The sequence below is a fragment of the Klebsiella sp. GW_Kp181 genome (genome assembly GCF_040062315.1).
Taxonomy (GTDB): Bacteria; Pseudomonadota; Gammaproteobacteria; order Enterobacterales; family Enterobacteriaceae; genus Klebsiella; species Klebsiella oxytoca.
Window position 1 is genome coordinate 148,592 of record NZ_JBEAFR010000003.1, and the last position, 25,224, is coordinate 173,815.

Here is a 25,224-nt window from a genome sequence, read left to right on the forward strand (position 1 = left end):
CGTAAAAACACAACACTCTGCGTAGATGAGAAATACGCGCCTGAATATGTAACAAATATTAACAGTGAAACGGCGTCATGGAAAAAATTAAGCTGCTTACATCTCATGATTACGTATTATTCAGCCAATTAAAACATTCACCATTCAAATGAGAGAACGAAAACCAAGCACTCCTTTTTTTTCCTTTGCTTGTGGTATACTGCGCCGCCTTCACTTTTAGACATGCGCATTTGCGCAGAAAGCAAACGAGGATATCGATGAGCACACCAGATTTTTCCACTGCGGAAAATAATCAAGAACTGGCACAGGAAGTTTCGTGCCTGAAAGCGATGATGACGCTGATGCTGCAGGCCATGGGTCAGGCGGATGCAGGCCGAGTGATTATTAAAATGGAAAAGCAAATTGCGCAGATGGAAGATGTGGCTCAGGCTGCCGTATTCTCCAGCACCGTTAAGCAAATTAAGCAGGCATATCGTCAGTAATGATTCACCGGCTGAAGGTATTACTAACAGCCGGTCTTACGTCTGGCACGCAGAACAACCTATAAGATCAAATTAATCCCGTCGCTACCGCGTAGCAGGCAATTTGCGTTTTGTTTGGCGCATTGAATTTTCGCTGCATATTCTTCTGATGAAAATTGACGGTATTTTCTGAGATAGACAGAATCATTGCGACCTCAGCCGAGGTTTTGCCTTCCGCTGTCCATTTCAAAATCTCCAGTTCACGTCGACTAAATTTCATTTCCGGCGGCATAACCATTTCGTCCTCCAGCCGCAAGAGCGTCAGCAGACTCAGTTCGGTCAGGGTTCTTAAGCGCATCTCCAGTTCATCTTCCTCAAAGGGCCCCTGGCTGTGGCTGGTTCCTGAGACGGATAAGAATCCGTGTGCATGGTTAGGCAGCGTCAGGCACTGCGTTACCCCCTTGCGTAAGCCATGATCGCGCGCACCGTCCCATAATTCAGGGGTGTCGTGGAATAGCTTATCGTTCCAGGGTAGATGCCCGCGAAGGAAATTCTCCTTGCGCAGTACCGGGTCAATCGCGAAATAATTCTCGGCTTGATAATGCGACATCCAGGCCGGAGGATAGGTCGATTGCAGGGTTACCCTGGGGCGAGTGAAAGGCACGGGATGCCGTACGCAGAGCGCGAAGTAGTCATATTCCAGCGCTTGTGCCTGCTGCTGAAGTAGATGAAAAACTCCTTCGCCTGCAGAAGCTGACTGAAATTGTTGCAGCATTTCCCGCCGCCAGCTGAAAAAATCATTGTCCCTCATAACTGACCAAATAACTCCTGAGTGATAATCATTATTATAAATACATAAAACTAACACATAAATCCTGCTTATATGTATAAAATATGGTAGCCATCGCATTTATTAGATGGCGACTGGCAACAGCGCCTGATGCGTGAAAAGTATGCCCGCAGTTGTGGCACAAAACCTTGACAGATATATCGGCGTTGATTATGTCCTGAGGCTGGACTTTTAACTTTTACCGAAACTCGGTTAAGCGTCGTTTAGCAGGCCGCTCCCCTCAGCCTTAGCGGAAGCGGGCTGGGCACTGAGATTATTGCATCAGAAATTTTTCGAGGAACTGGCGGGTACGCGCCTGCTGAGGATTGGCAAAAAGAGATTTCGCGTCTCCCTGTTCAACGATACGCCCTTGATCCATAAAAATAGCGCGGTCCGCTACGTCGCGGGCAAAGCTCATCTCATGGGTAACGATAACCATCGTACGCTTCTCCTGCGCCAGCTGACGTATGGTGTTCAGCACCTCCCCCACCAGCTCGGGATCCAATGCCGAGGTTGGTTCATCAAACAGGATGACATCGGGGCGCATCGCCAGCGCGCGAGCAATTGCCACGCGCTGCTGCTGCCCGCCGGACAAACGACGCGGGTAGCTGTTTTCTTTACCGGTAAGCCCCACCTTGGCCAGCAGCTCACGCGCCCGGGCGATGGATTCATTTTTATCCTCCCCTTTGACGATCACCGGCCCTTCAATGATGTTCTCCATCACCGTACGGTGGGGAAAAAGATTAAAGTTCTGAAACACGAAGCCCACATGCTGACGCAGACGGCGGATGTCCGCTTTTTGCTGACCGAGGCTGCGCGCGGTATCGATGGTCACGTCGCCGACGCGAATGGTACCGTTTTCCGGCTGTTCCAGCAGATTAATACTGCGCAGCAGCGTGGTTTTCCCTGAACCACTGGGTCCGATAATCGCCACCACTTCGCCCTGTTGAACCTCAAGGTCGATACCGTGAAGCACCGTTTGGCCATGGAATTTTTTCACCAGGTTTTTTACTTCAATCGCACTCATTTTGGATCACGCTCCTGGCGGTTCAGCTGATTTTCAAAATAGTTTTGCAGCGTGGAAAGCACCGTCGCCATTACCCAGTAAATCAGCGAAGCAGCCAGGTACATAGTGAAAACTTCCAGCGTGCGCGAGGTGATTAGCTGAGCCTGGCGGAACAGCTCCGGCACCTGGATAGTCGCGGCCAAAGAAGTATCTTTGACCAGGCTGATAAAGCTGTTGGAAAGCGGCGGCAGCGCCACCCGCGCGGCCTGCGGAAGAATCGCGCGGCGCATCGCCTGCCAGCGCGTCATACCAATACTCGCCGCCGCCTCCCACTGTCCTTTATCAATGGAGGCAATCGCCGCGCGCAGCGTTTCTGCCGCGTAGGCCGCGGTGTTTAAAGACAGGCCAATCATCGCTGCGGGAATAGGATCCAACTCAATACCGAACTGCGGCAAGCCGTAATAGATCATAAACAGCTGCGCAATCAGCGGCGTTCCGCGAAAGATGGAGATATACATCCGCGCCAGCCATTTAATCGGCCAGACGGGTGACATGCGCATCAGCGCCAGAATAAACCCCAGCACCAGGCCAAAAAACATGCCGCCGATGCTGAGCTGTAGCGTAAATACCGCGCCCTTCAGTAGAAAAGGCGCGGAATCGATAACCAGTTGGATACTCTCTTGCATTCTATGTGTTCTGCATCAGATATGAGGATGATAGGCGAACAGCGCAGGCGCGCCGCCGGTATGAACAAACAGGATTGGGCCTTCATCCTTAAAACGCTTCTGGCTGATACCGTCAATCAGTCCGGCCATTGCCTTTCCGGTATAGACCGGATCCAGCAGGATACCTTCCAGCTGCGCCAGCAGCTTGACCGCCGCCATTCCTTCGTCGTTCGGTATCCCGTAACCCGGCGCAAAGTAATCATCCCATAGCTGGATACCGGCCTTTGCTTCCAGCTCCAGGCTATTTGCCACCGCCTGCTGCAGCGCGGCGACTTTTGGCAGCTGATCGGCTACTTTGCGCGACACCGTTACGCCGATAAGCTCGACATTTGGCATCAGCTGTTCAAGTCCCACCGCAAGACCGGCATGCGTACCGGCGCTGCCGGATGCGACGACCACGGAGGAAAGCTCAACCGCCCCTTCGCACTGCTGGGCAATTTCCAGCGCGCTCTCCACATAGCCCAGCGCGCCCAGCGCGTTCGAACCGCCCACCGGAATCACGTAGGGACGATAGCCCTGAGCTTCAATGCGGGTCGCCAGCTCTTCCAGCTGAGCATCAGGATCGGTCAGCGCGTCGCACATTTCGACCTGGGTATTGAACAGATCAAGCAGCAATCGGTTACCGTTAGTCAGATAGTTCTCAGCCCGGGTACCCATTGGGTTTTCCAGCAGCGCCACGCAGTGCAGGCCAAGCTTTGCCGCCACCGCTGCAGTCTGACGGACATGGTTTGACTGGATGGCTCCGGCGGTAATCAGCGTATCCGCACCTTCCCGTAGCGCATCAGCCGCGAGAAACTCAAGCTTGCGCAGCTTATTACCGCCCATTGCAAGCGGGGTGACGTCATCACGCTTGATGAAGATTTCACGACCGAGGTAATCGGAAAGGCGCGGCAGATATTCAAGCGGCGTCGGCGCGCCGATCAGCTCCAGACGCGGGAAAAGGGTTAAATTTTGCAGTGACATAAAACCTCCTGACTGAATTATCCTTAATTATGCACGCTGTGAGGCGCGAAATAAAAAAAGGCGCTATCAGGAGCGCCTTTTTTCACCGCCGACCGTTACTTCGTGACGTCAGCGCCAAACCATTTTTCCGATAGCGCCTTCAGGCTGCCATCTTTTTGCATCTCTGCAATGGCGCCATCAACCGCTTTCAGCAGGTCTTCGTTACCTTTACGCAGCGCGACGCCGGATTCCTGGCGGGAGAAGGCTTCACCAGTGACGGCAAGGGTATTGCCGGTTTTCTTCACCAGATCCAGCGCCGCCAGGCGGTCAACCAGGATGGCGTCGATACGGCCCACGCGCAGATCCTGATATTTCGTCGGGTCATCATCATAAGTACGAATGTCGACGCCCTGGACGTTCTGACGCAGCCACTCTTCATAGTTGGTGCCCAGACCCACGCCGACTTTCTTACCTTTCAGGTCAGCGGCGGTTTTAATCACGCCCTCGTTCCCTTTTTTCACCAGCGCCTGAATCCCTGAAACAGTATAGGGCGTCGAGAAATCATATTTTTTCTTACGTTGATCGGAAATGGTGACCTGGTTTATCACGACATCGATACGTTTAGAATCCAGCGAAGCCAGCATGCCGTCCCACTTGGTGGGTTTAAGGTCAGCCTTTACGCCCAGATGTTTCGCCAGTTCGTTGGCAAAATCCACCTCGAAACCGGTCAGCTTACCGTCATCTCCCTGATAGCTGAACGGCGGGTAAGTCCCTTCCAGACCCACGCGTAGAGTGCCACGCTCTTTGACCTGATTAAGCAGGTTTTCAGCCGCAAAGGTTTTTGCGCTGACGCCAGCCATTAAAACGACGGCCATTGCGCCCATCAGCGCCTGACGACCCAGAAGTGCTAATTTCATTAGATACCCCTAACAGAGTGATATTTTGCAGCAGTGTAAGGCGTTTAGCCTCAGTCACCAACATCGATATGCTACATCTTATTCCGAATTATTATATATGGTGCCGTTTAGGGCATAGCGAAAACGTATCGAAAACATCTCCGTTTTGCTGGATATCTCTCATACTGCAATGGTCAGCTTGATGACGTCTGGAGCAAGGAAGATGAAAAACCCCACGTTACTGCAGTGCTTTCACTGGTACTACCCAACCGGCGGCGAATTATGGCGTGAAGTCGAAGCCCTCGCGCCAAACCTTAACGAAATCGGCATCAACATGGTTTGGTTGCCTCCTGCCTACAAGGGCGCCTCCGGCGGCTACTCTGTCGGCTATGATTGCTACGACCTGTTTGACCTCGGCGAGTTTGACCAAAAAGGTTCAGTCGCCACCAAATATGGCGATAAAGACCAGCTCCTCGCCGCAATCTCCGCGCTGCGCCAGCACGATATCGCCGTGCTGCTTGACGTTGTGGTTAACCACAAAATGGGGGCCGATGAAAAAGAGCCGGTACGCATTCAGCGCGTTGATCAAAACGATCGTACGCAAATCTCTGATGAGATTATTGAGTGCGAGGCCTGGACGCGTTACACCTTCCCCGCCCGCGCCGGTAAATACTCTGAATTCATCTGGGACTATAAGTGCTTCAGCGGGATCGATCATATAGAGAATCCTGATGAAGATGGCGTGTTTAAACTCGTCAATGACTACACCGGCGACGGATGGAACGATCAGGTCGATGATGAAATGGGCAACTTCGACTATCTGATGGGCGAAAATATCGATTTTCGCAATCGGGCGGTTACCGAGGAGATTAAATACTGGGCGCGCTGGGTAATGGAGCAGACCGGGTGCGATGGCTTCCGCCTTGATGCGGTTAAACATATCCCCGCCTGGTTTTATAAAGAGTGGATCGAACACGTCCAGGAGGTGGCGACAAAACCGCTGTTTATCGTCGCGGAATACTGGTCGCACGAAGTTGATAAGCTTCAGCAGTATATCGCCATGGTTGACGGCAAGACGATGCTGTTCGACGCCCCTCTGCAGATGAAATTTCATGAAGCTTCGCGGCAGGGTCGCGATTACGACATGAGCCAGATTTTTAGCGGCACGCTGGTTGAAGCCGACCCGTTCCACGCCGTCACCCTGGTGACCAACCATGATACTCAGCCGCTGCAGGCGCTCGAGGCGCCGGTTGAGGCCTGGTTCAAGCCGCTGGCGTATGCGCTGATTCTGCTGCGTGAAAACGGCGTTCCCTCGGTCTTTTATGCCGATCTCTTCGGCGCCAGCTATGAAGATACCGGTGGCGATGGCGAGAGCTACGCTATTGAGATGCCGGTAATCGAACAACTACACGAACTGATCGACGCCCGCCAGCGTTTTGCCCACGGTGTACAAACGCTCTGGTTCGATCATCCGAACTGTATTGCCTTCAGCCGGAGCGGCACCGAGGATGATCCGGGCTGCGTGGTCGTACTCTCCAACGGCGACGATGGGGAAAAAACGCTCCCTCTGGGCGAAAATTACCGCAATAAACGCTGGCGAGATTTTCTCGGCAACCGCGATGAGGTTATTGAAACCGACGATGAAGGAAACGGGACTTTCACCTGTAGTGGCGGCAGCGTAAGCGTGTGGGTGATTGAGGAAGCACTATAAAACTTCGCGGGCTGAGAAGGATTCAGCCCGCATCAAGCTTACCGTCCGCTTTTATCAGCCGACGCTTTTTTCCACGCCAGTTCACACTCCGGAGTGAGGCGATCCACCCGTTTAAGCGTCATACGATCGTAGCGCAGCGTATTGCCTTCACGCTCAAGCGGATAGACATCTAACGCGGAGGTAACGTTATAGATCACATCATCACGCTTCATTAATTTCCCCGGCAGGACGATCACCCGTTGCCACTGTCGACAGTCAAGCGTATCACCCTCTTTGGTCACGATAAGGCTCGCTATCGCTTCAGGACTCATCATTTCACTCTGCGGGCCTGCCGATTGCCAGTATCCCTCCAGCCCTGCAGGCGCCGGCGCTTTAACAACATCGCTGTAGCTATCAACCTGCACGCACCCAGTCAGGGCTAGCAGCGCGCCAGCCAGTACCATCTTTTTCATCATTCATCCCACAAACCGATAAAAAAAGCATTGTGGCATTAAAGCGGTAAGCCCGCCACTCTTCCGGGATCGAGTACAGGCTAAGCAGAGTGCCCGCCTGCACCGCGTTATTTGGCAAAAAATAGCCATGGAATGTTAAGTTATTCTCATCCATCCCATTAATGCCATTAATTCGAAGACGTTATTTTAACCACTCAATATAAGGATAATCCTATTTTAAAAAAGCGTAAAAATGGCAAACTTATATATGACGGGTATTTAATGTTTTTATTTCCTCCACATAGCCTTTTGTCGTCTTTACTTTGAGAATATTCCTGGCAAATTAGGGGCATATTAAGGAATAGTTCAGGCTGCCTAATGGTTCCACGGCAGCGGTCGTTTTAATTGCTAACAAAATGGACTTCATCGCGCTTGTCGGCGAGGGATAAATTATCGTTACGTGTTGATTGAGGATGGGTCATGTCAACGATTATCATGGATTTATGCAGCTTCACCCGGCTGGGATTAACCGGGTACCTGACAAGCAGGGGGGTAAAGAAGCGTGAGATCGCAGAAGTACAGAGTGCGTCAAACCTGAAGGCAATGTGTGAGGCCAGCCGCCCTGCCGTAGTATTTATCAATGAAGATTGTTTTATTCATCATGAAGAGAGCAACCAGCTTGTCCGACAAATCATCAGCCAGTATCCCGCCACGCTATTCATTATCTTTATGTCGCTGGCCAATATTCATTTCGACCATTACCTGCTGGTGCGCAAAAACTTACTCGTGTGCTCGAAATCGCTGACCGAAAAAGACCTTGATGACATTCTCGCCAACCGTCTTAAATATGAGAACTATCGTGCTGCCCGGATTAATATTCCCACGTTGACCTTAAGCCAGACCGAATCAAATATGCTTCAGATGTGGATGGCCGGACACGGAACCTCGCACATATCAGCGCAGATGAACATTAAAGCCAAGACCGTGTCCTCGCACAAGGGCAATATTAAAAAGAAGATTCAAACCCACAATAAACAGGTGATTTATCACATCGTCCGCCTGACCGAAAACATCACATCCGGAATTCACGTCAACCTGCGTTGAAAAACGCTGGCGGCCGCTGCCGCCAGTTTACTCGCGGCGAATCACTCTTCCCGCTCAACGAATATACCGTCAGGATGGCCGTGCTCGTTAAAAAACCAGATCCCCAGCGGATAATCCTCCAGCGAAACCAGATACATGACCCCTTCGCTAAACGACTCTATTGCCAGCACAACGCCCGACCGACGTGGGCCACCATCGGTCTTCACCGTGACACGATCGTTTACCTGCATAACTCATCTCCTCTATTTTTGAGCCAGTGTAGAACAAAACTGCCGATCGCGCAGTGTCCGGCCGGGCAACTGCTGTTTTTGTAGACCGTCTATACTTAAGGAGCCCTGTCTGAGTTAAGCGAGGTAGCCGAAATGAAAATCGCCAAAGAGCACAAAGGCACGGGAAGCGTTGATGTTGACGCCCTGCTGGCGGCGATTAATGAAATCAGCGAAAGTGAAGTCCAGCGAACGCAAGACGATCCTCATCACGTCAGCATTGATGGCCGGGGTTACCATACCTGGCGCGAGCTGGCCGAGGCCTTTGAACTCGATATCCATGACTTTAGCGTTACCGAAGCTAATCGCTGATCGTTGCGCGAAAAAAATCCCGACTCGCAGGAGTCGGGATGAAACTTGCTAATGCAAGAAGCACTTGAAAATTCGTTACACCAGGATATCCGATGCGCTACAAACATTACCCTCAATTATTTTGCATGACAACAAACATTCATGGAGTAAATTATTGAAAAATGGGGTCAAGAAAGCCGCCTGCGCTGGCAACGCTCGCCAGGCAAGGACTCTCGCTATTTATTCTTCCACGAACGTTTGCGCATCGCTCAATGTTTTTAAGAATAATCTCACTAAAATAGCCAAAACGGATGATTTAAATTCATTTTATTCACACGATAAATGATACATCACCCGTCCGCACATACCTGATTGCGCCCGTTTTGCTTGGCAAGATACAAACGATGATCGGCAACCGACTGCAGGTTCTCAAAGCTGTAGTCGCTGGAATCCTCACTGCAGCTCACTCCAAACGACGCGGTGATACGTAAAGAGGCGCTGTTGCCGAGTAAAATTTCACGACTATTGATCCGTATACGGATCCGTTCTGCAATGGCCGTCGCCTCTTTTAGTCTGGTATCAGGCAGGACGATGCAGAATTCTTCTCCGCCAACCCTCCCTGCAAAATCGCCTTCGCGAATATGGCTGGCGATAGTACTGGCCACCAGCGTCAGCACGCGATCCCCCGCATAATGCCCGTACCGATCGTTAACGCTTTTAAAGTAATCAAGATCGAGTTGAATCACCGCCACTGGACGCTTCAGGCGTTCGCTCTGGCGAGCAGCTGCCGTGGCGCGTTCAAATAACGCCCCCCGATTTAACAGGCGGGTCAACGCATCATGCCAGGCCTGCCATTCGAGGGAGGTCTGCAGCATACTCATATTGCGCACCATTCGCCGAATAACGAACCACGAGATCATCAACATCAGGGTGAACATTAACCACATCAGCATCAGGGCAATAGTGATGCTGCCAAAGTCGCCGCGTACCCCCTCCTGAATAGTGTGAATACGGATTAGCACCCCATCAAAATTGCGGATCTTCTCCCAGCTGATATAACGGGTAACCAGGCGAATCCCCCCCTGATTCTCACCAGCAAAAGCGCGCTTCAGCATCTCCTGTTCATGCGCAGACAGCAGCGTCAGCACGTTGCCCGGCGCAGAAGAAGCTATCAAATTAAGTTGATTATCATAAAGCTGATACTCACCTTCCTCACCCGTCTTTATCGCATTGACCAGAAACGCCTTCATCTCCTGTACCGAGAAGTCCATCGCCAGGACACCGAGCCAGAAACGCTGGAAATCAAGCGGAATAGACGCCGTTATCACCGGTATTTCACGCGGCGATTCATCGCCGGGAACCGTTTGCCATACGATACCGCGAGCAGGGTTATTACGCTGCGTTTGGCGGATAAACCAGGCATCGCTCGTAGCCTGAGAATAGAGCGCCAGCGCCTGCGTCGAATTTTTCAGCGGCTCAGTGGTGATAAAAAAGCCGCTGCGCGACACGTACAGCATACGCTTAGCGAAACCCCGGTTGTTATTGGCCAGGCGCAGCATATAACCGAGTTCAAGGGTAGCCATCAGCTCGTTCCCGGAAAAGGGAGTGTCGCGGGAAAGAAGTTCGTCGCCGTCGATAAAGGCATCGGCAACGCCGTAGACCGGCAGCGTTCGTCGATTGTGAATCTCAACTGACCAGATCGGATCGTGTCGCTTCGCTAAATAACTCTCTTCGGCCTTGCGCAGCACGGCAAAATCTAACGGCGTCTCCAGCGCGGAATGCATGCCGTTACGAAAAAAAATCATTCTGTCGATATTAAATTGCAGCAGGCTGTCAAATTCATGTGCCACGTTTTCAAGGTTGTTGCGCTGGTTAGCGACGTAGGCTTCTTCCAGAACCTTGATCTCACGCCATATCAACAGCGTAGAGAAGCAGAAGACAATAAAAAAACAGAGGTTAACCACATATCCGGGGCTTAAAATCTGGCGCAGCTTTTTCACCCACATCAGCTTATCCATCGTTTTCTCGCAGCACGGTTAAAGAAGCAAACTTCATCCACGCTCCCTGTTGGTAAAATAATTCACAATATGAAAACGCCCGACGGATGCCGGGCGTTGATGGAGGGTCAGGTGCGGTTCAGCTTCCCTCCTCCTCCACGGATAAGTTCATCCTCACGAAATGCCTCGCGCTTTACGCCGTAACCGTCATACCAACGACATTCCACCATGCCGCTGGCGAATCCGGTAACGACCATGCGGGGGCCGCCGTTTTTGCGTCTCACTTCATCACTGACCAACAAGACCATTTTTGCCTCCGGTATCAGGAAGAAACAGATTTACCTTAGACGAAGGTGAACCACTTTGCATGATAGATAGCACATTTACTTCGTAGAACCGCGAAGAGCGGCTATCGCTTTCACCACGGCCAGCACGATGGCGCCAATAATGAATCCCAGCACCAGATTTGCAGCCGTTGGCAGCAGCGAGGCAATGACGCCATTCTGCCCCTGAGCCAGATTTTCAATGGCATGGTGCAGCGGCGTGATACCGTGGACCACAATGCCGCCGCCGACCAGGAACATCGCCAGGGTGCCGACGATGGACAGCACCTTCATCAGACGAGGCGCAATCGCCAGTAAAGCTTTCCCTGTCCACTGCGCCAGCGCACTGCTTTTCTCCACCAGCCAGTAGCCCATATCATCAAGCTTGACGATAACCCCCACCAGACCGTACACCCCCACCGTCACCAGCAGCGCAATGCCGGACAAAATCAGAATCTGATTTAATAACGGCGCTTCAGCGACAATCCCGAGGGTAATCGCGACAATTTCCGCAGACAGAATAAAATCTGTGCGCACCGCGCCTTTTACCTTATCTCGTTCAAACGCCATCGGGTCCTGATTGGCCAGGGCTTCAAGCCGCTGCTGGCGAACCTGCGGATCCTCTTTATGTTTACGCGCCTGCAGAGTGTGCACCACCTTCTCGACGCCTTCAAAGCACAAGAAGGCGCCACCCAGCATCAGCAGTGGCGTAATCGCCCACGGGATAAAAGCGCTAATCAACAGCGCCAGCGGCACCAGAATCACTTTATTGATCAATGAGCCTTTAGCTACGCCCCATACCACCGGCAATTCACGGTTGGCCCGCACGCCGGTTACCTGCTGAGCATTCAGCGATAAATCATCACCCAATACGCCTGCCGTTTTTTTTGCCGCCAGTTTCCCCATGACCGAAATATCATCGAGTAAAGTGGCAATATCATCCAATAAGGTTAATAGACTACTTCCCGCCAAAATTGCATTCCTTCATTTATGATTGTTCCTCATGAAGTATGAAGCAAAAGCGCTTTTTCGCCCACTGGCGTCCTTAGTCAACATAAATTTAACCGCGGCAGGCTAACTAAAGCGCTCGCCAGCACGATAGTTTTCACGTTTACTATACGTCTCCTTTCTATCTCTGCACCGTCGTGAGGAAGTATGTCTACCCGTCAGCTGTTGCCGCTCATCGGGGCGTTGTTTGCGCTGTATATCATCTGGGGTTCCACCTATTTCGCTATCGCCGTTGGCGTCGCCAGTTGGCCTCCGCTGATGATGGCTGGCGTGCGCTTTCTTTCCGCTGGCGCGGTGCTGCTCGCCTGGTTGCTGGCCACGGGCCATAAGCTCCCTTCGCGCAAACCGCTGCTCAACGCGGCGCTGATCGGCGTTTTGCTGCTGGCCGTAGGCAATGGTTTTGTGACACTTGCCGAACACCAGCACGTCCCCTCAGGTATTGCGGCAGTCATGGTCGCGACGGTACCGTTGTTTACCCTATGTTTTAGCCGTTTTTTTGGTATTGCCACCCGCAAGCTTGAGTGGTTAGGGATCGCGATAGGTCTGGCAGGTATTGTTCTGCTTAACAGCGGCGGCAACCTGAACGGTAACCCCTGGGGAGCGCTGCTGATTCTGATCGGCTCGATGAGCTGGGCCTTTGGTTCGGTCTACGGTTCGCGGATTGAGCTCCCCACCGGTATGATGGCGGGCGCGGTTGAAATGCTGGCGGCAGGGATTGTGCTGATGATTGCCTCCGCGCTGAGCGGTGAAAAGTTAACTCAGATACCCTCATGGTCCGGCATTTTTGCCGTCGCCTATCTGGCTATCTTCGGATCGCTTATCGCCATCAACGCCTATATGTATTTAATTCGTAACGTGACGCCAGCCGTGGCGACCAGCTATGCCTACGTCAACCCGGTAGTCGCCGTCCTGCTGGGCACCGGTTTTGCCGGGGAAAGCTTATCTCCCGTAGAGTGGCTGGCGCTCGGCATCATAATTTTTGCGGTCATTCTGGTGACGCTCGGCAAATACCTGTTCCCGGTTCGTCGCGAGATTACGTCCTGTAAGGCGCAGAAGTAACGTCTAACAGACCTATGCCTTGAGTATCGATCTGCGCGCACCGGTCGCCGCCGCAGATCCACTCTTCCAGTCGTTCGCCCAGCGCTTCGTCGTTAAGCTTCTTTCGCCCGCGCAGCGCGCATTCCCAGACCACCAGCACCCGCCATCCCTGCTCCACCAGTCGCCCGATATCCCGGCGATCGCGCGCCACGTTTTTGGCTATCTTGTCGAGCCAGAATTCGGTTCTCGTCGCGGGCACCTTAAACAGATAGCAGTCGTGATGGTGCCAAAAGCAGCCGTGAGTAAAGATTACGCACTGATAGTCTGATACCACAAAATCCGGGCGGCCGGGGAGCGCGGCGTCCTGTACGGTAAAGGAAAAACCGGCACGCGCCAGCAGCCCCGCCAGCCGTTTCTCAATTGCCGTATCGCGGGTGCCGATCGCGCGCATGTTTTTACTACGGGTGGCTTTATCGTGGACGTCGGCCATGGTTAATCTCTTGCTCACGCATGGCTACCGCTTTTTCGATTCGCGGTGCCAGCAGCCTCGCTACCGCAGCAAATACCGGCACCACGACCGAGTTGCCGAACTGGCGATAGGCCTGAGTGTCCGAGACCGGGATACGAAAACGATACCCCTGCGGCGTCTCAAAACCCATCAGACGCGCGCACTCCCGCGGCGTCAGCCTGCGCGGACGACGCAACTGATTCTCCGGGTCATCAAAATATTTTTCGCCTAACGGCCGATCCCAGCCGCGATCGATGAGGATTTCCGCGCCATCTTTGTAATAGCGGGCAGAGAGCGTACGCGCCACGCTGTGCGGATTCGTTGGATCAACCAGCCCGTAACCAAAACCGTTCCCTCGCTCCTGATGCTTACGCGCATAGCGATAGAGATACTTCCATAGCACCCTGGTGAGGATAAACTTGTCGTCAACCGTGGGTTCCAGCAGCTCGCCAAAAGTAGGTCTGCTGGCAGGAAAGAGGTGGGCAATATCGCGCAGGGTAAACCCCTCATGGAGCTGGAGGTCGCGCCGGAAACCCACCAGCACAATCCGTTCCCGATGCTGAGGTAAAAAATGGCGTCCATCAATCACCTTAGGATCGTCCGCTCCGGTATGCGCCGCATCGGCAACCTCGTAACCCAGCTCATCCAGCGTCTGCATAATGATACGAAAGGTCCGCCCCTTGTCGTGGCTCTTCAGGTTTTTGACGTTCTCCAGCACAAAAATTGGCGGCTGGCGGGCGGTGATGATCCTTACCACGTCAAAGAACAGCGTTCCCTGGGTTTCACAGGCAAAACCATGAGCGCGTCCAAGGGCATTTTTCTTTGAGACGCCGGCCAGTGAAAAAGGCTGGCAGGGGAAGCCGGCCAGCAGTACGTCATGCTGCGGGATTGCCTGGCGTATATGCTGCGCGGCTTCTTCATCGCTCACCTCAGGGAGATGGCTCAGCGTGACGTCGCGGATATCTTCATTAAAGCGATGCTGCTCAGGATCGCAGTACCAGTTGGCTTTATAGGTGCGCACCGCATGTTTATTCCATTCGCTGGTAAACACGCATTGCCCGCCAATCGCCTCAAAACCGTGACGAATACCACCGATGCCGGCGAACAGGTCGACGAAGCGGAATCCATAGTGGGGATGATGAGCTGGAGGCTGCGGCAGGAGCGAACGAAGATGTGCCTGCTCCTGCGCGCTTATGCGCCCTGCCGCGCGCGATACCGTCGCAACGCGCTTGAGGATAGCCGGGCTCCAGTGCTGCTCACCGACGGCAACCAGATGCGCCACCAGCGTTTTAACGTCATAAATTGCCATTAGCTGGCGCAATAACGTCTGCGCGTCTTCTTCGGTATGCTCAACCTTAAAAGACGGGGGATTTTCCTTGGATAAATTTTGCGCCATAACCTCAACCAGCCCGACTATTTTTGCAGAGGTTACCATAAATAGCGCGGGCAGTTTTATGCTAGTGGATCAAAGCGCTGCAAAACCTTGTCATCAAGGGACATCGGGTCTCCGCGAAGTTCGGCGCTGAGCTTAGCCATATACTGAACCAGAAAGCGCGCATTGTGCAGCGCCATCGCCCTACCCTTTTCTGTCTGCATCGTTTCCGGTAAACGCAGCAGCTTGCACTGGAAGTGATCCAGCGCGTATTTTTTATCATCCAGTTCACGCCGATCGGCAAAGGGATCGTCGGCATCAAACAAGATATTGTTCAGCGCACCGGATACCGCGAATACGCGCGCCAGGCCAATCGCCCCCAAAGCCTCCAGCCGATCGGCATCCTGGACAATTTTCGCTTCTTCACTGCGGGGAGCCATCCCTGCGCTAAAACTATGCGCTTCGATGGCGTGCAGAACCGCCGCGTAGCGCTCCGGCGGAAAATCGGGAAAATCTGACTGCAGGATAGTCAGCGTTTGTTCCGCAGCCATCGCCGAAGAGCGGCTACGCTCAGGATGGTTCTTCGCCAGGCTGACAATATCGTGAAAATAGCAGGCGGTGAGGATCACCAGCCGATCAGCATCACTCTCTTCGGCCAGTTGCTGCGCGGTGGCCCATACCCGGCGGAAGTGTGAAATATCGTGAGCGGCATCCCCTTGCGAGTGATGTTCACTTAGCCAGGCTTCCAATCGTCGCTGCCATTGATAAAGATCCATGCGCGCTCCTTTGAGATCAGGTCAGCAACGAGCATAGCAACTTTACTCGTGATGTTCATACATCTGCGGATCAGGACGCGTATACCAGGCAATTGCGCCGAGAATAGCGCCGACAATGCCCAATACCAGAAATCCCAGCAGCGCGCCGATCCATTTCCCTGCCGTTGAACCGAGCTCACCGTCAATCGTCGCGCCGGGTACGCTTTGGATCTGCCCGACAACCCACCAGTAACGCGCCATCGCCCACAGGAAATAGCCGCAAAAAGCGTAAAACGCCCATAGTGCCAGCTTCCCGCCAGGGCTTCTTTTCGCTTTCTCTTCCATTAATTTGTTCTCCATATATTCAACAACTAACATCACGGACTCAGTGAAAAATAGTGATATTCATCACATTATATAATCAAAATTCTTGCAAGGTAGCAGATCTTGCTGACCGGGACGCCCGAGTGCGCGAGTTTTGTTCAATACCAGAGAGGCCGCCATATATACTTAATCAATTCGTTGCCGTTTGAAATAATACAAAATAATGATAAAAAATACATTCTCGCGGTCATTTTTGCCGGCATCTGCATTGCATTTACCATATTTAATTTTATTAAACCACGCACATGAAAACGCCTTCTCGTTGCACGAAATTGCTCCTTGCGAGTCATTTAAACAATACATTAAATATATAAATACAAAAAAAACAATCATAGCCCTCATGCAACTTATTTGTAACAAGAATAATTCAGATAAAATACATAAACCATTGTTATTGAAAAACATAAAAACAAAACATAAGTCATCACAAAATGATAGAATTTAAATATAATGAATATAACAGAAACATTTTGTAATATTAGATATAATTTACTTACATATTTCACTTAAAGAAAAATGAACTTAATCGCTAGTATCAAATAGTCAACCCGGAGGGAGTGACACAATTCATATTAATTATGATTAAAAGGGAATATATAATGAAAAGAAAAGTACTGGCAATTCTGGTTCCAGCTTTATTAGTCGCTGGCGCGGCTAATGCAGCAGAAATCTATAATAAGAACGGCAACAAACTCGATTTCTACGGCAAAATGGTTGGCGAGCACATCATGACCCATGATGGCGACAACAACAACTCCGACGATACCTCCTATGCGCGTTTCGGCATTAAAGGCGAAACCCAGATCAGCAGCGAACTGACCGGTTACGGCCAGTTTGAATACAATATCAAAGCAGACAAACCAGAAGGTCAGCAGGCTGATGATACCCGTCTGGCGTTTGCTGGTCTGAAATTCAGCGACTACGGCTCATTTGACTATGGTCGTAACTACGGCGTGGTTTATGACGCGGCAGGTTACACCGACATGCTGGTTGAATGGGGTGGCGATGGTTTGATCGCAACTGACAATTTCATGACTCAGCGTACCAACGGCGTAGCAACCTACCGCAACACCGATTTCTTCGGCATGGTAGATGGCCTGAACTTTGCTCTGCAGTATCAGGGTAAAAACAACGACACTGACCGCGCTAAAGCCAACGGCGACGGCTTCGGTTTCTCCGTTAACTATAACATCGACGGCTTCGGTTTCGTTGGCGCATACAGCAACTCTGACCGTACTGATGAACAGGCTGCGGACCGCAGAGGCGAGAACGCTGAAGTCTGGAGCCTCGCCACTAAATATGATGCTAATAACGTCTACGCATCTGTCATGTACGGTGAGTCCCATAACATGACTCACATGGAGTCTGGTGGCTTTGCTAACAAGACTCAGAATATTGAAGCCGTTGTTCAGTATCAGTTTGACTTCGGCCTGCGTCCGTCCCTGGGCTACGTCTATGCCAAAGGCAAAGACCTGAACGGTAACCGTGATGCCGATATCATGAACTACGTTGAACTGGGTACCTGGTACTACTTCAACAAGAACTTCAACGTTTACACCGCATACAAATTCAACCTGGTGGATGACGAAGATTCTTATATCACTGGCGCATCAACTGACGATCAGTTCGCTGTAGGTATCACCTACCAGTTCTAAGATTGTTTAGTGCATTTATCCCAAGCCCGCCTCGTGCGGGTTTTTTGTTTTTTAACGGCGAACCTCATCTGTAAATCGTTGGCATCGCGACGAGTCAAACACACAATGTTGCAATCTCTAACGATTGCCAGAGCAGTAAACCAGGAAGATGATGATTGTAGCCTTAAAAAGGCACGATACCATTTGTGACGGGAGTCGTTGAAAGGAAATCACGTAAGTGTTTGAATAGTGGCGGAGAGAGGGGGATTTGAACCCCCGGTAGAGTTGCCCCTACTCCGGTTTTCGAGACCGGTCCGTTCAGCCGCTCCGGCATCTCTCCGCTGTTGAGGTTGCTATAATGCCAGGTTCTTTGGCATTTTAATAGTTCCTGTCTCTTTAAATCAGTTCAAGTGACGACTTTGCGAGCAATATGATGTTTAAATGGCCCTGGAAAGTAGATGAAGAGTCCGGCAACGCGGAAATCCCCTGGGAAAAGGCGCTTGCCATCCCTGTGTTAGCCAACCTCTCCGACCATGAGCATCAGCAGCTGGTGCAAATGGCTTCCCGCTTTTTGCAGCAAAAGCGTCTGGTTGCATTACAGGGGCTTGAGCTCACTCACCTGCAGAGCGCGCGTATTGCGCTACTGTTTTGCCTGCCGGTTCTCGAACTGGGGATCGAGTGGTTAGATGGTTTTCACGAGGTGCTCATCTACCCTGCTCCGTTCGTTGTCGACGACGAATGGGAAGATGATATCGGCCTGGTGCATAGCCAGCGAATCGTACAATCAGGGCAAAGCTGGCAACAAGGGCCGATCGTTCTCAACTGGTTGGATATTCAGGACTCCTTCGACGCTTCTGGCTTCAATCTGATTATCCATGAAGTGGCGCATAAGCTGGATACCCGCAATGGCGATCGCGCAAGCGGCGTACCCTTCATTCCGCTACGCGAAGTCGCTGGCTGGGAACACGATCTCCATGCAGCGATGAACAATATTCAGGATGAGATCGATCTGGTCGGCGAAAGCGCCGCCAGTATTGACGCTTACGCGGCCAGCGACCCTGCCGAATGTTTTGCAGTGCTCTCTGAATACTTTTTCAGCGCCCCTGAGCTGTTTGCCCCACGCTTTCCCGCGCTTTGGCAGCGTTTCTGCCATTTCTATCGCCAGGATCCGCTGGAGAGATTACGCGAGAATAGCCCGCAGGAGGATGGCGATAGCCCGGCAGTACACTAAAACAACGACCTGCACTAAATTTAGCCATTTGAATCAGCAAGTTAAATTTAGTGTTGACACAAAAATACGAGACCAGTAGTATTCGCCTCGTTCACACGATTCCTCTGTAGTTCAGTCGGTAGAACGGCGGACTGTTAATCCGTATGTCACTGGTTCGAGTCCAGTCAGAGGAGCCAAATTCTAAAAAGCCTGCTTTCAAGCAGGCTTTTTGCTTTTCTGGCAATAACCCCATCTTACTTCACCTTTTTGCTGCGCAATTTACTGCCTGCCAGCGCAGGGCGTCAACCACCAGCGTAAACGCCGTCGGAAGATGATTCCGGCCAGGATAATAAAGATAGTACCCCGGGAAAACCGGGCACCAGTCGGCCAGCAGCGGCACCAGTTGTCGGTTAGCGATATATTTCGCCGCCAGGTCGTGAGGAACATAGGCAATCCCTGCCCCGTCCAAAGCGGCCTGAATCATCAAAAAAGTATTATTAAAAACGGTTTGCCCTTCGACGCGAACGCTGGTTTTTTGGCTGCCCTTTGCAAACTCCCAGGCGTAAAGCGCGCCGTGGGTGGGCAAACGCAAATTGATGCAGTTGTGTGCCATCAGATCTTCAGGCCTTGCCACCGCCGCTTTGCCGGAAAGATAGCCGGGCGCGGCAACCACCGCCATCTGCACATCGGGCGTAATGCGCACCGCAATCATATCTTTGTCCACCTGATCGCCCATCCGCACGCCGGCATCGAAGCGCCCGGCGGCAATATCGGTCAGCTCATAGCCAACGCTGAACTCAATATGGATATCCGGATATCGATTTAATAATGGATGCAGGCGGGGCCATAGCACGGTGACAATGGCATGATCGTTGGCGGTGATGCGTACCGTGCCGGCGGGTTTATCCCGTAAAGCGCGCAGCGAAGCCAGTTCATTTTCTATTTCATTCAGCCGCGGCGCCAGTACGGCCAGCAGGCGATTTCCGGCATCGGTGGGCGACACGCTACGCGTGGTGCGGATTAACAACCGCACCCCCAGACGCTCTTCCAGACCCAGCAGCGTATGGCTCAATGCCGACCGGGAAACCCCCAGCATTCCAGCCGCCCGGGTAAAGCTTCGCTCCTGAGCTACGGTGACAAAGGCCTGCAGATCGTTGAGTTTTTCTTTGCTCATTATTAGTGAATTTTTTGCACCAGTGTATTCATATTTGACCATCTTATCATTTAATCAAACCTTCTCTACACTTTGTTCTGCCAGTCCAGATGGGCTGCTTAAACGCCCGAAACTGAAATGTGGAGACACCATGAACGAACAATTTGACGGTAACGGCATTTTTCCCAAAGGGGAGAAAAATGAGGCCTATGCGCAGTATTTTCAGGGCACCAGCTACCTGAATATGCTCTCCACGGAAGGGGTCAATATCGGTAACGTGGTCTTTGAGCCCGGCTGCCGTAACCACTGGCATATTCACCATAAAGGCGGGCAGATCCTGTTGGTGACGGGCGGACGCGGCTGGTATCAGGAGTGGAATCAACCGGCGCGAGAACTAACCGCGGGCGATGTTGTGAATATTCCCGCAGGCGTCAAGCATTGGCACGGCGCGGCCGCCGACAGCTGGTTTGCCCATATTGCCGTTGCCGTCCCTGCCGAAGGCGCATCTAACGAATGGCTGGAGCCGGTGACCGACGACGCCTATCGTCAGCTGCCTTAAGCATCGAAACAGCAGGGCTCGCCGCCCTGCTCTCATTCGGCGGTATGCGAAAATGCATCTTCGACTAATTGCCCGAGCCCCGGGGAAAACCGCTTATCGTCAGCAGCGCGCTTTGCAACGAGGCACTGAACATTGCCCCGTGCGACAGGCCGGGATAAGGCCACCAGTTGACCGCAACGCCATTTTTCCTGAGCCGGGAAACCGTCTGCTGAACTTTACTGCGCGTATCCACTGCCCCGGCGGAAGAACCGCGCTGCGTCGCAACCGCGCCCTCCATCAGGAATAAGGCGTTCCGATTAAACGCCTCGCCTTTTGCTCCGGCCATTCTGTCTAACAGCGCGGCTTGGCCTCTTCCCAGAGAAGGACTGGCAGAGAAATAGAGCTGAAAGCGGGATGACGTCAGCCAGGCATCAATAACAAATAATCCACCGTAGGAGTGCCCCCAGATAGCCCGTCGCTGCGGGTTGATAGCGATCCCACGCTCAACTTTTTCCATAATGGTATCCTCTAAGAGGCGGCGAAACGCCCCGCTACCGCCGCTTTTCCGCCGATCCCAGCGGTTATCGGCGGGATCCTCTTCGACTTTCGGCCGATAGTCATAGGCTCGGGCAGTTTGATCGAAGGGCAAATTCGTTTGATAGCCAATGGCCACAATGACGGGCGGCGTTTTATGCGTCAGCTTTTCGAGCAGCGTGTCGGACAACCGATCCATCACCGCGTTGCCGTCCAGGGCGTACAGAACCGGATACCCCTGCGCGGGCGGCGCCGTATTCGGTATCGCCGTCCAGACCTTATAATGTCGTTCACCATCGGAGGAATCGAAGGTCGTGACGTTGAAATGATAATACGCGGAACCGCGGTCGGCGATATTCGGCCCCAGCGGGCTCATATCGGGTTTGGCGTAAGCGTTAAGTGCATACAAGGTGGTAACCAGCGCGGCGATAAAAATCCGCCCTTTCGGCGGATAAGCGAAACAAGAGTTGCGAAGCGACATCGGTTAATTTTTCCGGCACATTATCGTTATTGATAATGATTGCTAATATCAATCTCAATTGCAAGCTACGCGATTAGCCTCGCAGGCGCAGCGTTGTGCTTGCCCGGGATAGCCAGTCATCAGATCATCGGGCACCCGGACAGTTTTGTCATTCGGCTAAGGCGATAGCCGCCATTCGGGAATATCCCGGCTCGCGCCGCACTGAGCCGGGATACCGAGAGTGCCGCTTTCTGGTCAATATCAGGCCGTACGCCATCTCCGGGTCAGCGGCTTCTCGACTTCCACAATCAGGAACATCACAAAACCGATAATAAAAGTGATAACCCAGTAGCGGAACGGCAGCGCTTCGGTGCCAAACAGCATCTGCATAAATGGCGCGTAGATAATCAGCAGCTGCAGCACCAGCAGCACGCCGCTGACAATCCAGATCCCCCGGTTCGCCAGCAATCCTTTACTCAGCGAGAAGCCATCCGCCACGCGACAGTTGAGCATATAGAACCACTGAGCAGTAACCAGCGTCTGTAACAGCACCGTACGAATAAACTCAGGCGAATAGCCGCGCGGCTGTAGCCAGGCTTCAAGAACAAAGGCGCTGACGGCAATCATCGACCCGACAAAAATCACCCGCCAGATAGCAAAGCCGTCCATCACATGCAGCTTAGGGTCGCGCGGCGGCCGGCGCATGATGTTCTTCTCACCTGCCTCAAAAGCGAGACCAAACGACAGCGTGGCGGAGGTCGCCATGTTCATCCACAGGATCAGCACCGGCGTCAGCGGAATTAAATTTCCCGCCAGTAGCGCAATAATAATCAACAACCCCTGCGCGAGGTTGGTCGGCATAATAAAGAGGATGGTTTTTTTCAGGTTATCGTACACCCGGCGGCCTTCCCTGACGGCGCTGGCAATGGTGGCGAAGTTATCATCGGTCAGCACCATATCTGCGGCCTCTTTGGTCACTTCGGTGCCCTTAATCCCCATCGCAATACCGACATCGGCCTGCTTCAGCGCCGGGGCGTCGTTCACCCCGTCGCCGGTCATCCCGACCACCTCTTTTTTGCTTTGCAGCGCCTGCACCAGGCGGAATTTATCCTCCGGGCTGGTACGCGCAAAGATATCGAATTTCTGCGCGGCTTCGCTGAGCTGAATGTCGTCCATCACCTCCAGCTCTCTGCCGGTAATGGCGTTTTCCGCATTGCCAATCCCCAGCATCTTGCCGATACTCATCGCGGTTTGCGGATGGTCGCCGGTGATCATCTTCACGCGGATCCCCGCCTGCAGGCAGTCGCCGATGGCCGTAATCGCCTCCGGCCGCGGCGGATCCATCATCCCGGCAATCCCGAGCAGAATGACGCCCTGCTGCAAATCCTGATGGGTGAGTTCCGTTTGACCGTCGGCGGCGGGTTTCCACGCTGCCGCCACCATCCGCAGCCCTTCCCGCGCATACTCTTCGATTTTGCCTTCCCAGTAAGGCTGGTCGAGCGGCTCCAGGCCATGGTCGGTTTGCTGATGCTTGCACAGGCGGAACAGGACATCGGGCGCGCCGGTAATCAAAATCATCTCTTCATCGCCGATGCGGTACAGCGTCGACATATATTTATACTGTGAATCGAAGGGGATTTTGCTGCGCAGCTCAGTGTTGACCGCCGGGAGCGGGACTTTCGCCGCCAGCACTTTCAACGCCCCTTCGGTCGGGCCGCCGGTAATTTTCCACAGCCCGCTTTCATCTTTAATAAGCTGACTGTCATTACACAGATCGATAGTGCGCAGATAACGTTCCAGCAGCGTGCCCGGCGCAACGGTTACCGGCGCAGGCTCATCGATCGGGTGAATATTCCCTATCGGCTCGTAGCTGTCACCCTCCACCCGATAAATTCTATCGGCGGTTATCACGGCTTTCACCGTCATCTCGTTCATGGTTAGCGTGCCGGTTTTATCCGAGCAGATCACCGTCATGGCCCCGAGGGTTTCCACCGTAGGCAGCTTGCGGATAATCGCCTTCTGACGGGCCATGGTCTGCACGCCGAGCGAGAGAATAATGGAGATAATTGCCGGTAAACCTTCCGGTACCGACGCCACCGCGAGGCTAATCAACGACAGCATCAGCTCAGAAACCGGCATATCGCGGAACAGCAGGCTAAAGACAAACAGCGCGGCCATCATCACCAGGATGATGATAAAAATGGCTTTACCGAGCTTATCCATCTGCACCAGCAGCGGCGTTCGGTGTTTTTCGATATCCGACATCATCTGGTTGATATGACCCAGCTCGGTATCGCCGCCGGTGGCCACCACCAGGCCTTTTCCGCCGCCCGAACTCACCGTGGTGCCGGAAAACAGCAGATTGGTACGATCGCCAAGCGGCAGCTCGCCGCTAAGCGCCTCGGTGCTTTTCTCCACCACCGTCGATTCGCCGGTCAGAATCGCCTCTTCCACCCGCAGGTTATGCGCTTCGATAACCCGCAGGTCAGCAGGGATGCGATCGCCGGCGCGGATCACGACGATATCGCCGGGTACCAGAGCGGTTGTCGGGATCGTTTCATGGTTGCCCTGACGAACGACCACCGCTTCGCTGGAAAGCATGTTGCGAATGCTCTGAAGCGATTTTTCCGCGTTGCTCTCCTGAATATGGCCGATCAGGGCGTTAATCACCGCCACGCCCAGGATCACCAGGGTATCCACCCAGTGCCCCATGACCGCCGTCAGCAGCGCCGCCGCCAGCAGCACATAGATCAGCACATCGTTAAAATGCGCCAGAAAGCGCAGCCATGCCGGCTTTCCTGCTTTTTGCGGTAGCGCATTCTCGCCGTACTGCTGCAAGCGCGCTGCCGCTTCAGCACCGCTGATGCCGTCCGGGGTACTGTTGGTGCTGGTCAGGGTTTCTTCGACGGAGAGCTGATAGAACGGGCCGCCCGGTTTTTCTGTATTCATAGTTATCTCCTCACTCCTGTATCGGAAATCAGGACAGCCTCAGGCCGTCCTTAGCGCACCACAAAAACCGGAACATGGGCATAGCGAACGATCCCTGCCGCCTCCGACCCCAGCAGATGCGTCTGAATATTCGGGTTACGCGAGCCGATTATCACCACATCCGCCTTCAGCTCATCGGCCAGTTTGGTCACTTCATCGCGAATGTTGCCGCTGCGAATGTGAATCTGCATATCGTTTTCCGCCAGCGTGAGTTTTTTAACCAGTTCAACCAGCTTTTCCTTAGAAGTATTCATCAGATAATCTTCCATTTTCCGTGCATCGGAAATAAAGCCGCGCGTCAGCACTGGAGAAAAAGCGGGAATCACGTGAAGAAGATGAATCTTTCCGGAGGAGCTTTGTGCTAGGAATTGGGCGTGGGACAAGGCCTTGTCCGCCAGACCGATTTCAAACACATCAACCGGCACGAGGATATTTTTATACATAGAGACAATCCTTTTATTACCTATAAAAAAGGTGGTGAAAACAGCCCAGGCACTGGCGCTGGTACTGAGGAGGAAATCTCAAGAACAAAATTTGCTGGACGTGTAGGTATAATTAAACGTAGCACACCACGGTTAACATGATTAACCCGCCAATTAATATATTGAAAAATATCACAGAGTCAGGCACAGCCAGACAATTCAACTGCCAACCCGGTAA

The 25,224-nt window shown here is 52.7% G+C and carries 26 protein-coding genes and 2 tRNA genes; 9 read left to right on the plus strand and 19 right to left on the minus strand.

Translation table 11 applies throughout. The features are described 5' to 3' along the window. Positions 1-257: 257 nt before the first annotated feature. Positions 258-482 (plus strand): DUF2594 family protein, encoded by a 225-nt coding sequence (locus tag ABLV11_RS03655; RefSeq protein ID WP_004103455.1) that lies wholly within the window; start codon positions 258-260, stop codon positions 480-482. Positions 483-549: 67 nt separating this feature from the next. On the opposite strand, the gene sdiA is transcribed toward ABLV11_RS03655, so the two are convergent. From sdiA to tcyJ, 5 genes are all read right to left on the minus strand, one after another. Beyond that, positions 550-1,272, minus strand: coding sequence for a transcriptional regulator SdiA (gene sdiA, locus ABLV11_RS03660; RefSeq protein WP_004113835.1), 723 nt, complete (start codon positions 1,270-1,272; stop codon positions 550-552). A gap of 292 nt (positions 1,273-1,564) precedes the next feature. Beyond that, entirely contained in the window at positions 1,565-2,317 is a 753-nt protein-coding gene (gene tcyN / locus ABLV11_RS03665) for an L-cystine ABC transporter ATP-binding protein TcyN (protein WP_004113836.1), read from the minus strand. Continuing rightward, the gene (gene tcyL, locus ABLV11_RS03670; RefSeq protein ID WP_004103458.1) at positions 2,314-2,982 is read right to left on the minus strand and encodes a cystine ABC transporter permease; all 669 of its coding nucleotides are present in this window, start codon (positions 2,980-2,982) and stop codon (positions 2,314-2,316) included. The genes tcyN and tcyL overlap by 4 nt, the downstream gene beginning before the upstream one ends. Before the next feature lie 15 nt (positions 2,983-2,997). Then, positions 2,998-3,984 carry a D-cysteine desulfhydrase gene (gene dcyD, locus ABLV11_RS03675; RefSeq protein ID WP_017145623.1) on the minus strand — a complete coding sequence of 329 codons (987 nt, stop codon included), beginning with the start codon at positions 3,982-3,984 and terminating at the stop codon, positions 2,998-3,000. Between the two features lie 95 nt (positions 3,985-4,079). Then, positions 4,080-4,880, minus strand: coding sequence for a cystine ABC transporter substrate-binding protein (gene tcyJ, locus ABLV11_RS03680; RefSeq protein WP_017145622.1), 801 nt, complete (start codon positions 4,878-4,880; stop codon positions 4,080-4,082). A gap of 202 nt (positions 4,881-5,082) precedes the next feature. Between tcyJ and amyA the strand changes: the two genes are divergently transcribed. After that, a complete protein-coding gene (gene amyA, locus ABLV11_RS03685; protein WP_004103463.1) occupies positions 5,083-6,570 on the plus strand; it encodes an alpha-amylase in 1,488 nt (495 codons plus the stop codon). 38 nt (positions 6,571-6,608) lie between these two features. On the opposite strand, the gene yedD is transcribed toward amyA, so the two are convergent. Next, positions 6,609-7,025, minus strand: coding sequence for a lipoprotein YedD (yedD, locus tag ABLV11_RS03690; protein WP_172598516.1), 417 nt, complete (start codon positions 7,023-7,025; stop codon positions 6,609-6,611). 456 nt (positions 7,026-7,481) lie between these two features. Between yedD and rcsA the strand changes: the two genes are divergently transcribed. After that, positions 7,482-8,105 carry a transcriptional regulator RcsA gene (rcsA, locus tag ABLV11_RS03695; RefSeq protein ID WP_004103465.1) on the plus strand — a complete coding sequence of 208 codons (624 nt, stop codon included), beginning with the start codon at positions 7,482-7,484 and terminating at the stop codon, positions 8,103-8,105. A 41-nt stretch (positions 8,106-8,146) separates the two neighbouring features. Here rcsA and dsrB read toward each other — a convergent pair whose 3' ends face one another. After that, entirely contained in the window at positions 8,147-8,335 is a 189-nt protein-coding gene (dsrB, locus tag ABLV11_RS03700) for a protein DsrB (protein WP_004103466.1), read from the minus strand. 132 nt (positions 8,336-8,467) lie between these two features. Here dsrB and yodD point away from each other — a divergent pair, with 132 nt between their 5' ends. Next, complete coding sequence (gene yodD, locus ABLV11_RS03705) at positions 8,468-8,683, plus strand: YodD family peroxide/acid resistance protein (protein WP_004103467.1); 216 nt, start codon at positions 8,468-8,470, stop codon at positions 8,681-8,683. Between the two features lie 329 nt (positions 8,684-9,012). Here yodD and dgcQ read toward each other — a convergent pair whose 3' ends face one another. The 3 genes from dgcQ to ABLV11_RS03720 form a co-directional block, all read right to left on the minus strand. Beyond that, complete coding sequence (gene dgcQ, locus ABLV11_RS03710) at positions 9,013-10,680, minus strand: cellulose biosynthesis regulator diguanylate cyclase DgcQ (RefSeq protein WP_348855180.1); 1,668 nt, start codon at positions 10,678-10,680, stop codon at positions 9,013-9,015. Between the two features lie 107 nt (positions 10,681-10,787). Next, positions 10,788-10,967: a DUF2158 domain-containing protein gene (locus ABLV11_RS03715; protein ID WP_004113841.1), complete on the minus strand. Its 180-nt coding sequence runs from the start codon at positions 10,965-10,967 to the stop codon at positions 10,788-10,790. A 75-nt stretch (positions 10,968-11,042) separates the two neighbouring features. Beyond that, positions 11,043-11,954, minus strand: a complete 912-nt coding sequence (locus ABLV11_RS03720) for a DUF808 domain-containing protein (RefSeq protein WP_023321241.1) — start codon at positions 11,952-11,954, stop codon at positions 11,043-11,045. A gap of 183 nt (positions 11,955-12,137) precedes the next feature. On the opposite strand from ABLV11_RS03720, the gene yedA reads away from it, so the two are divergent. Continuing rightward, on the plus strand, positions 12,138-13,049 hold the full coding sequence (gene yedA / locus ABLV11_RS03725; protein ID WP_004103473.1) for a drug/metabolite exporter YedA: 912 nt from the start codon (positions 12,138-12,140) through the stop codon (positions 13,047-13,049). On the opposite strand, the gene ABLV11_RS03730 is transcribed toward yedA, so the two are convergent. From ABLV11_RS03730 to drpB, 4 genes are read right to left on the minus strand one after another with little or no spacing between them, the layout of a single operon-like run. Beyond that, on the minus strand, positions 13,024-13,518 hold the full coding sequence (locus ABLV11_RS03730; protein ID WP_004103475.1) for a very short patch repair endonuclease: 495 nt from the start codon (positions 13,516-13,518) through the stop codon (positions 13,024-13,026). The two genes, yedA and ABLV11_RS03730, sit on opposite strands and share 26 nt — an antisense overlap. Further along, positions 13,499-14,932 carry a DNA cytosine methyltransferase gene (locus ABLV11_RS03735; protein WP_224329895.1) on the minus strand — a complete coding sequence of 478 codons (1,434 nt, stop codon included), beginning with the start codon at positions 14,930-14,932 and terminating at the stop codon, positions 13,499-13,501. Before ABLV11_RS03735 ends, ABLV11_RS03730 begins: the two co-directional genes overlap by 20 nt. A 56-nt stretch (positions 14,933-14,988) precedes the next feature. Next, positions 14,989-15,684, minus strand: coding sequence for a phosphohydrolase (locus ABLV11_RS03740; protein WP_224329897.1), 696 nt, complete (start codon positions 15,682-15,684; stop codon positions 14,989-14,991). Positions 15,685-15,726: 42 nt separating this feature from the next. Further along, a complete protein-coding gene (gene drpB / locus ABLV11_RS03745; protein ID WP_004103510.1) occupies positions 15,727-16,008 on the minus strand; it encodes a cell division protein DrpB in 282 nt (93 codons plus the stop codon). Between the two features lie 638 nt (positions 16,009-16,646). Between drpB and ABLV11_RS03750 the strand changes: the two genes are divergently transcribed. Beyond that, complete coding sequence (locus tag ABLV11_RS03750; protein ID WP_108704846.1) at positions 16,647-17,702, plus strand: porin; 1,056 nt, start codon at positions 16,647-16,649, stop codon at positions 17,700-17,702. Between the two features lie 229 nt (positions 17,703-17,931). Here the strand turns inward: ABLV11_RS03750 and ABLV11_RS03755 are convergent. Further along, positions 17,932-18,021, minus strand: a tRNA-Ser gene (locus tag ABLV11_RS03755). A 90-nt stretch (positions 18,022-18,111) separates the two neighbouring features. Between ABLV11_RS03755 and mtfA the strand changes: the two genes are divergently transcribed. Together mtfA and ABLV11_RS03765 are read left to right on the plus strand one after the other, a co-directional pair. Further along, on the plus strand, positions 18,112-18,912 hold the full coding sequence (gene mtfA / locus ABLV11_RS03760; RefSeq protein ID WP_162556705.1) for a DgsA anti-repressor MtfA: 801 nt from the start codon (positions 18,112-18,114) through the stop codon (positions 18,910-18,912). A gap of 100 nt (positions 18,913-19,012) precedes the next feature. Next, positions 19,013-19,088, plus strand: a tRNA-Asn gene (locus ABLV11_RS03765). Positions 19,089-19,150: 62 nt separating this feature from the next. Here the strand turns inward: ABLV11_RS03765 and ABLV11_RS03770 are convergent. Further along, positions 19,151-20,068 (minus strand): LysR family transcriptional regulator, encoded by a 918-nt coding sequence (locus ABLV11_RS03770; protein ID WP_224330363.1) that lies wholly within the window; start codon positions 20,066-20,068, stop codon positions 19,151-19,153. Between the two features lie 127 nt (positions 20,069-20,195). On the opposite strand from ABLV11_RS03770, the gene ABLV11_RS03775 reads away from it, so the two are divergent. Continuing rightward, positions 20,196-20,603 (plus strand): cupin domain-containing protein, encoded by a 408-nt coding sequence (locus ABLV11_RS03775; protein ID WP_023321246.1) that lies wholly within the window; start codon positions 20,196-20,198, stop codon positions 20,601-20,603. Positions 20,604-20,667: 64 nt separating this feature from the next. Here the strand turns inward: ABLV11_RS03775 and ABLV11_RS03780 are convergent, their stop codons facing one another. From ABLV11_RS03780 to ABLV11_RS03790, 3 genes are all read right to left on the minus strand, one after another. Further along, the gene (locus ABLV11_RS03780; protein ID WP_109220898.1) at positions 20,668-21,597 is read right to left on the minus strand and encodes an alpha/beta hydrolase; all 930 of its coding nucleotides are present in this window, start codon (positions 21,595-21,597) and stop codon (positions 20,668-20,670) included. Positions 21,598-21,837: 240 nt separating this feature from the next. After that, positions 21,838-24,525, minus strand: a complete 2,688-nt coding sequence (locus ABLV11_RS03785; protein ID WP_016808336.1) for a cation-transporting P-type ATPase — start codon at positions 24,523-24,525, stop codon at positions 21,838-21,840. A 50-nt stretch (positions 24,526-24,575) separates the two neighbouring features. Next, the gene (locus tag ABLV11_RS03790) at positions 24,576-25,007 is read right to left on the minus strand and encodes a universal stress protein (protein ID WP_004103525.1); all 432 of its coding nucleotides are present in this window, start codon (positions 25,005-25,007) and stop codon (positions 24,576-24,578) included. Positions 25,008-25,224 lie beyond the last annotated feature (217 nt).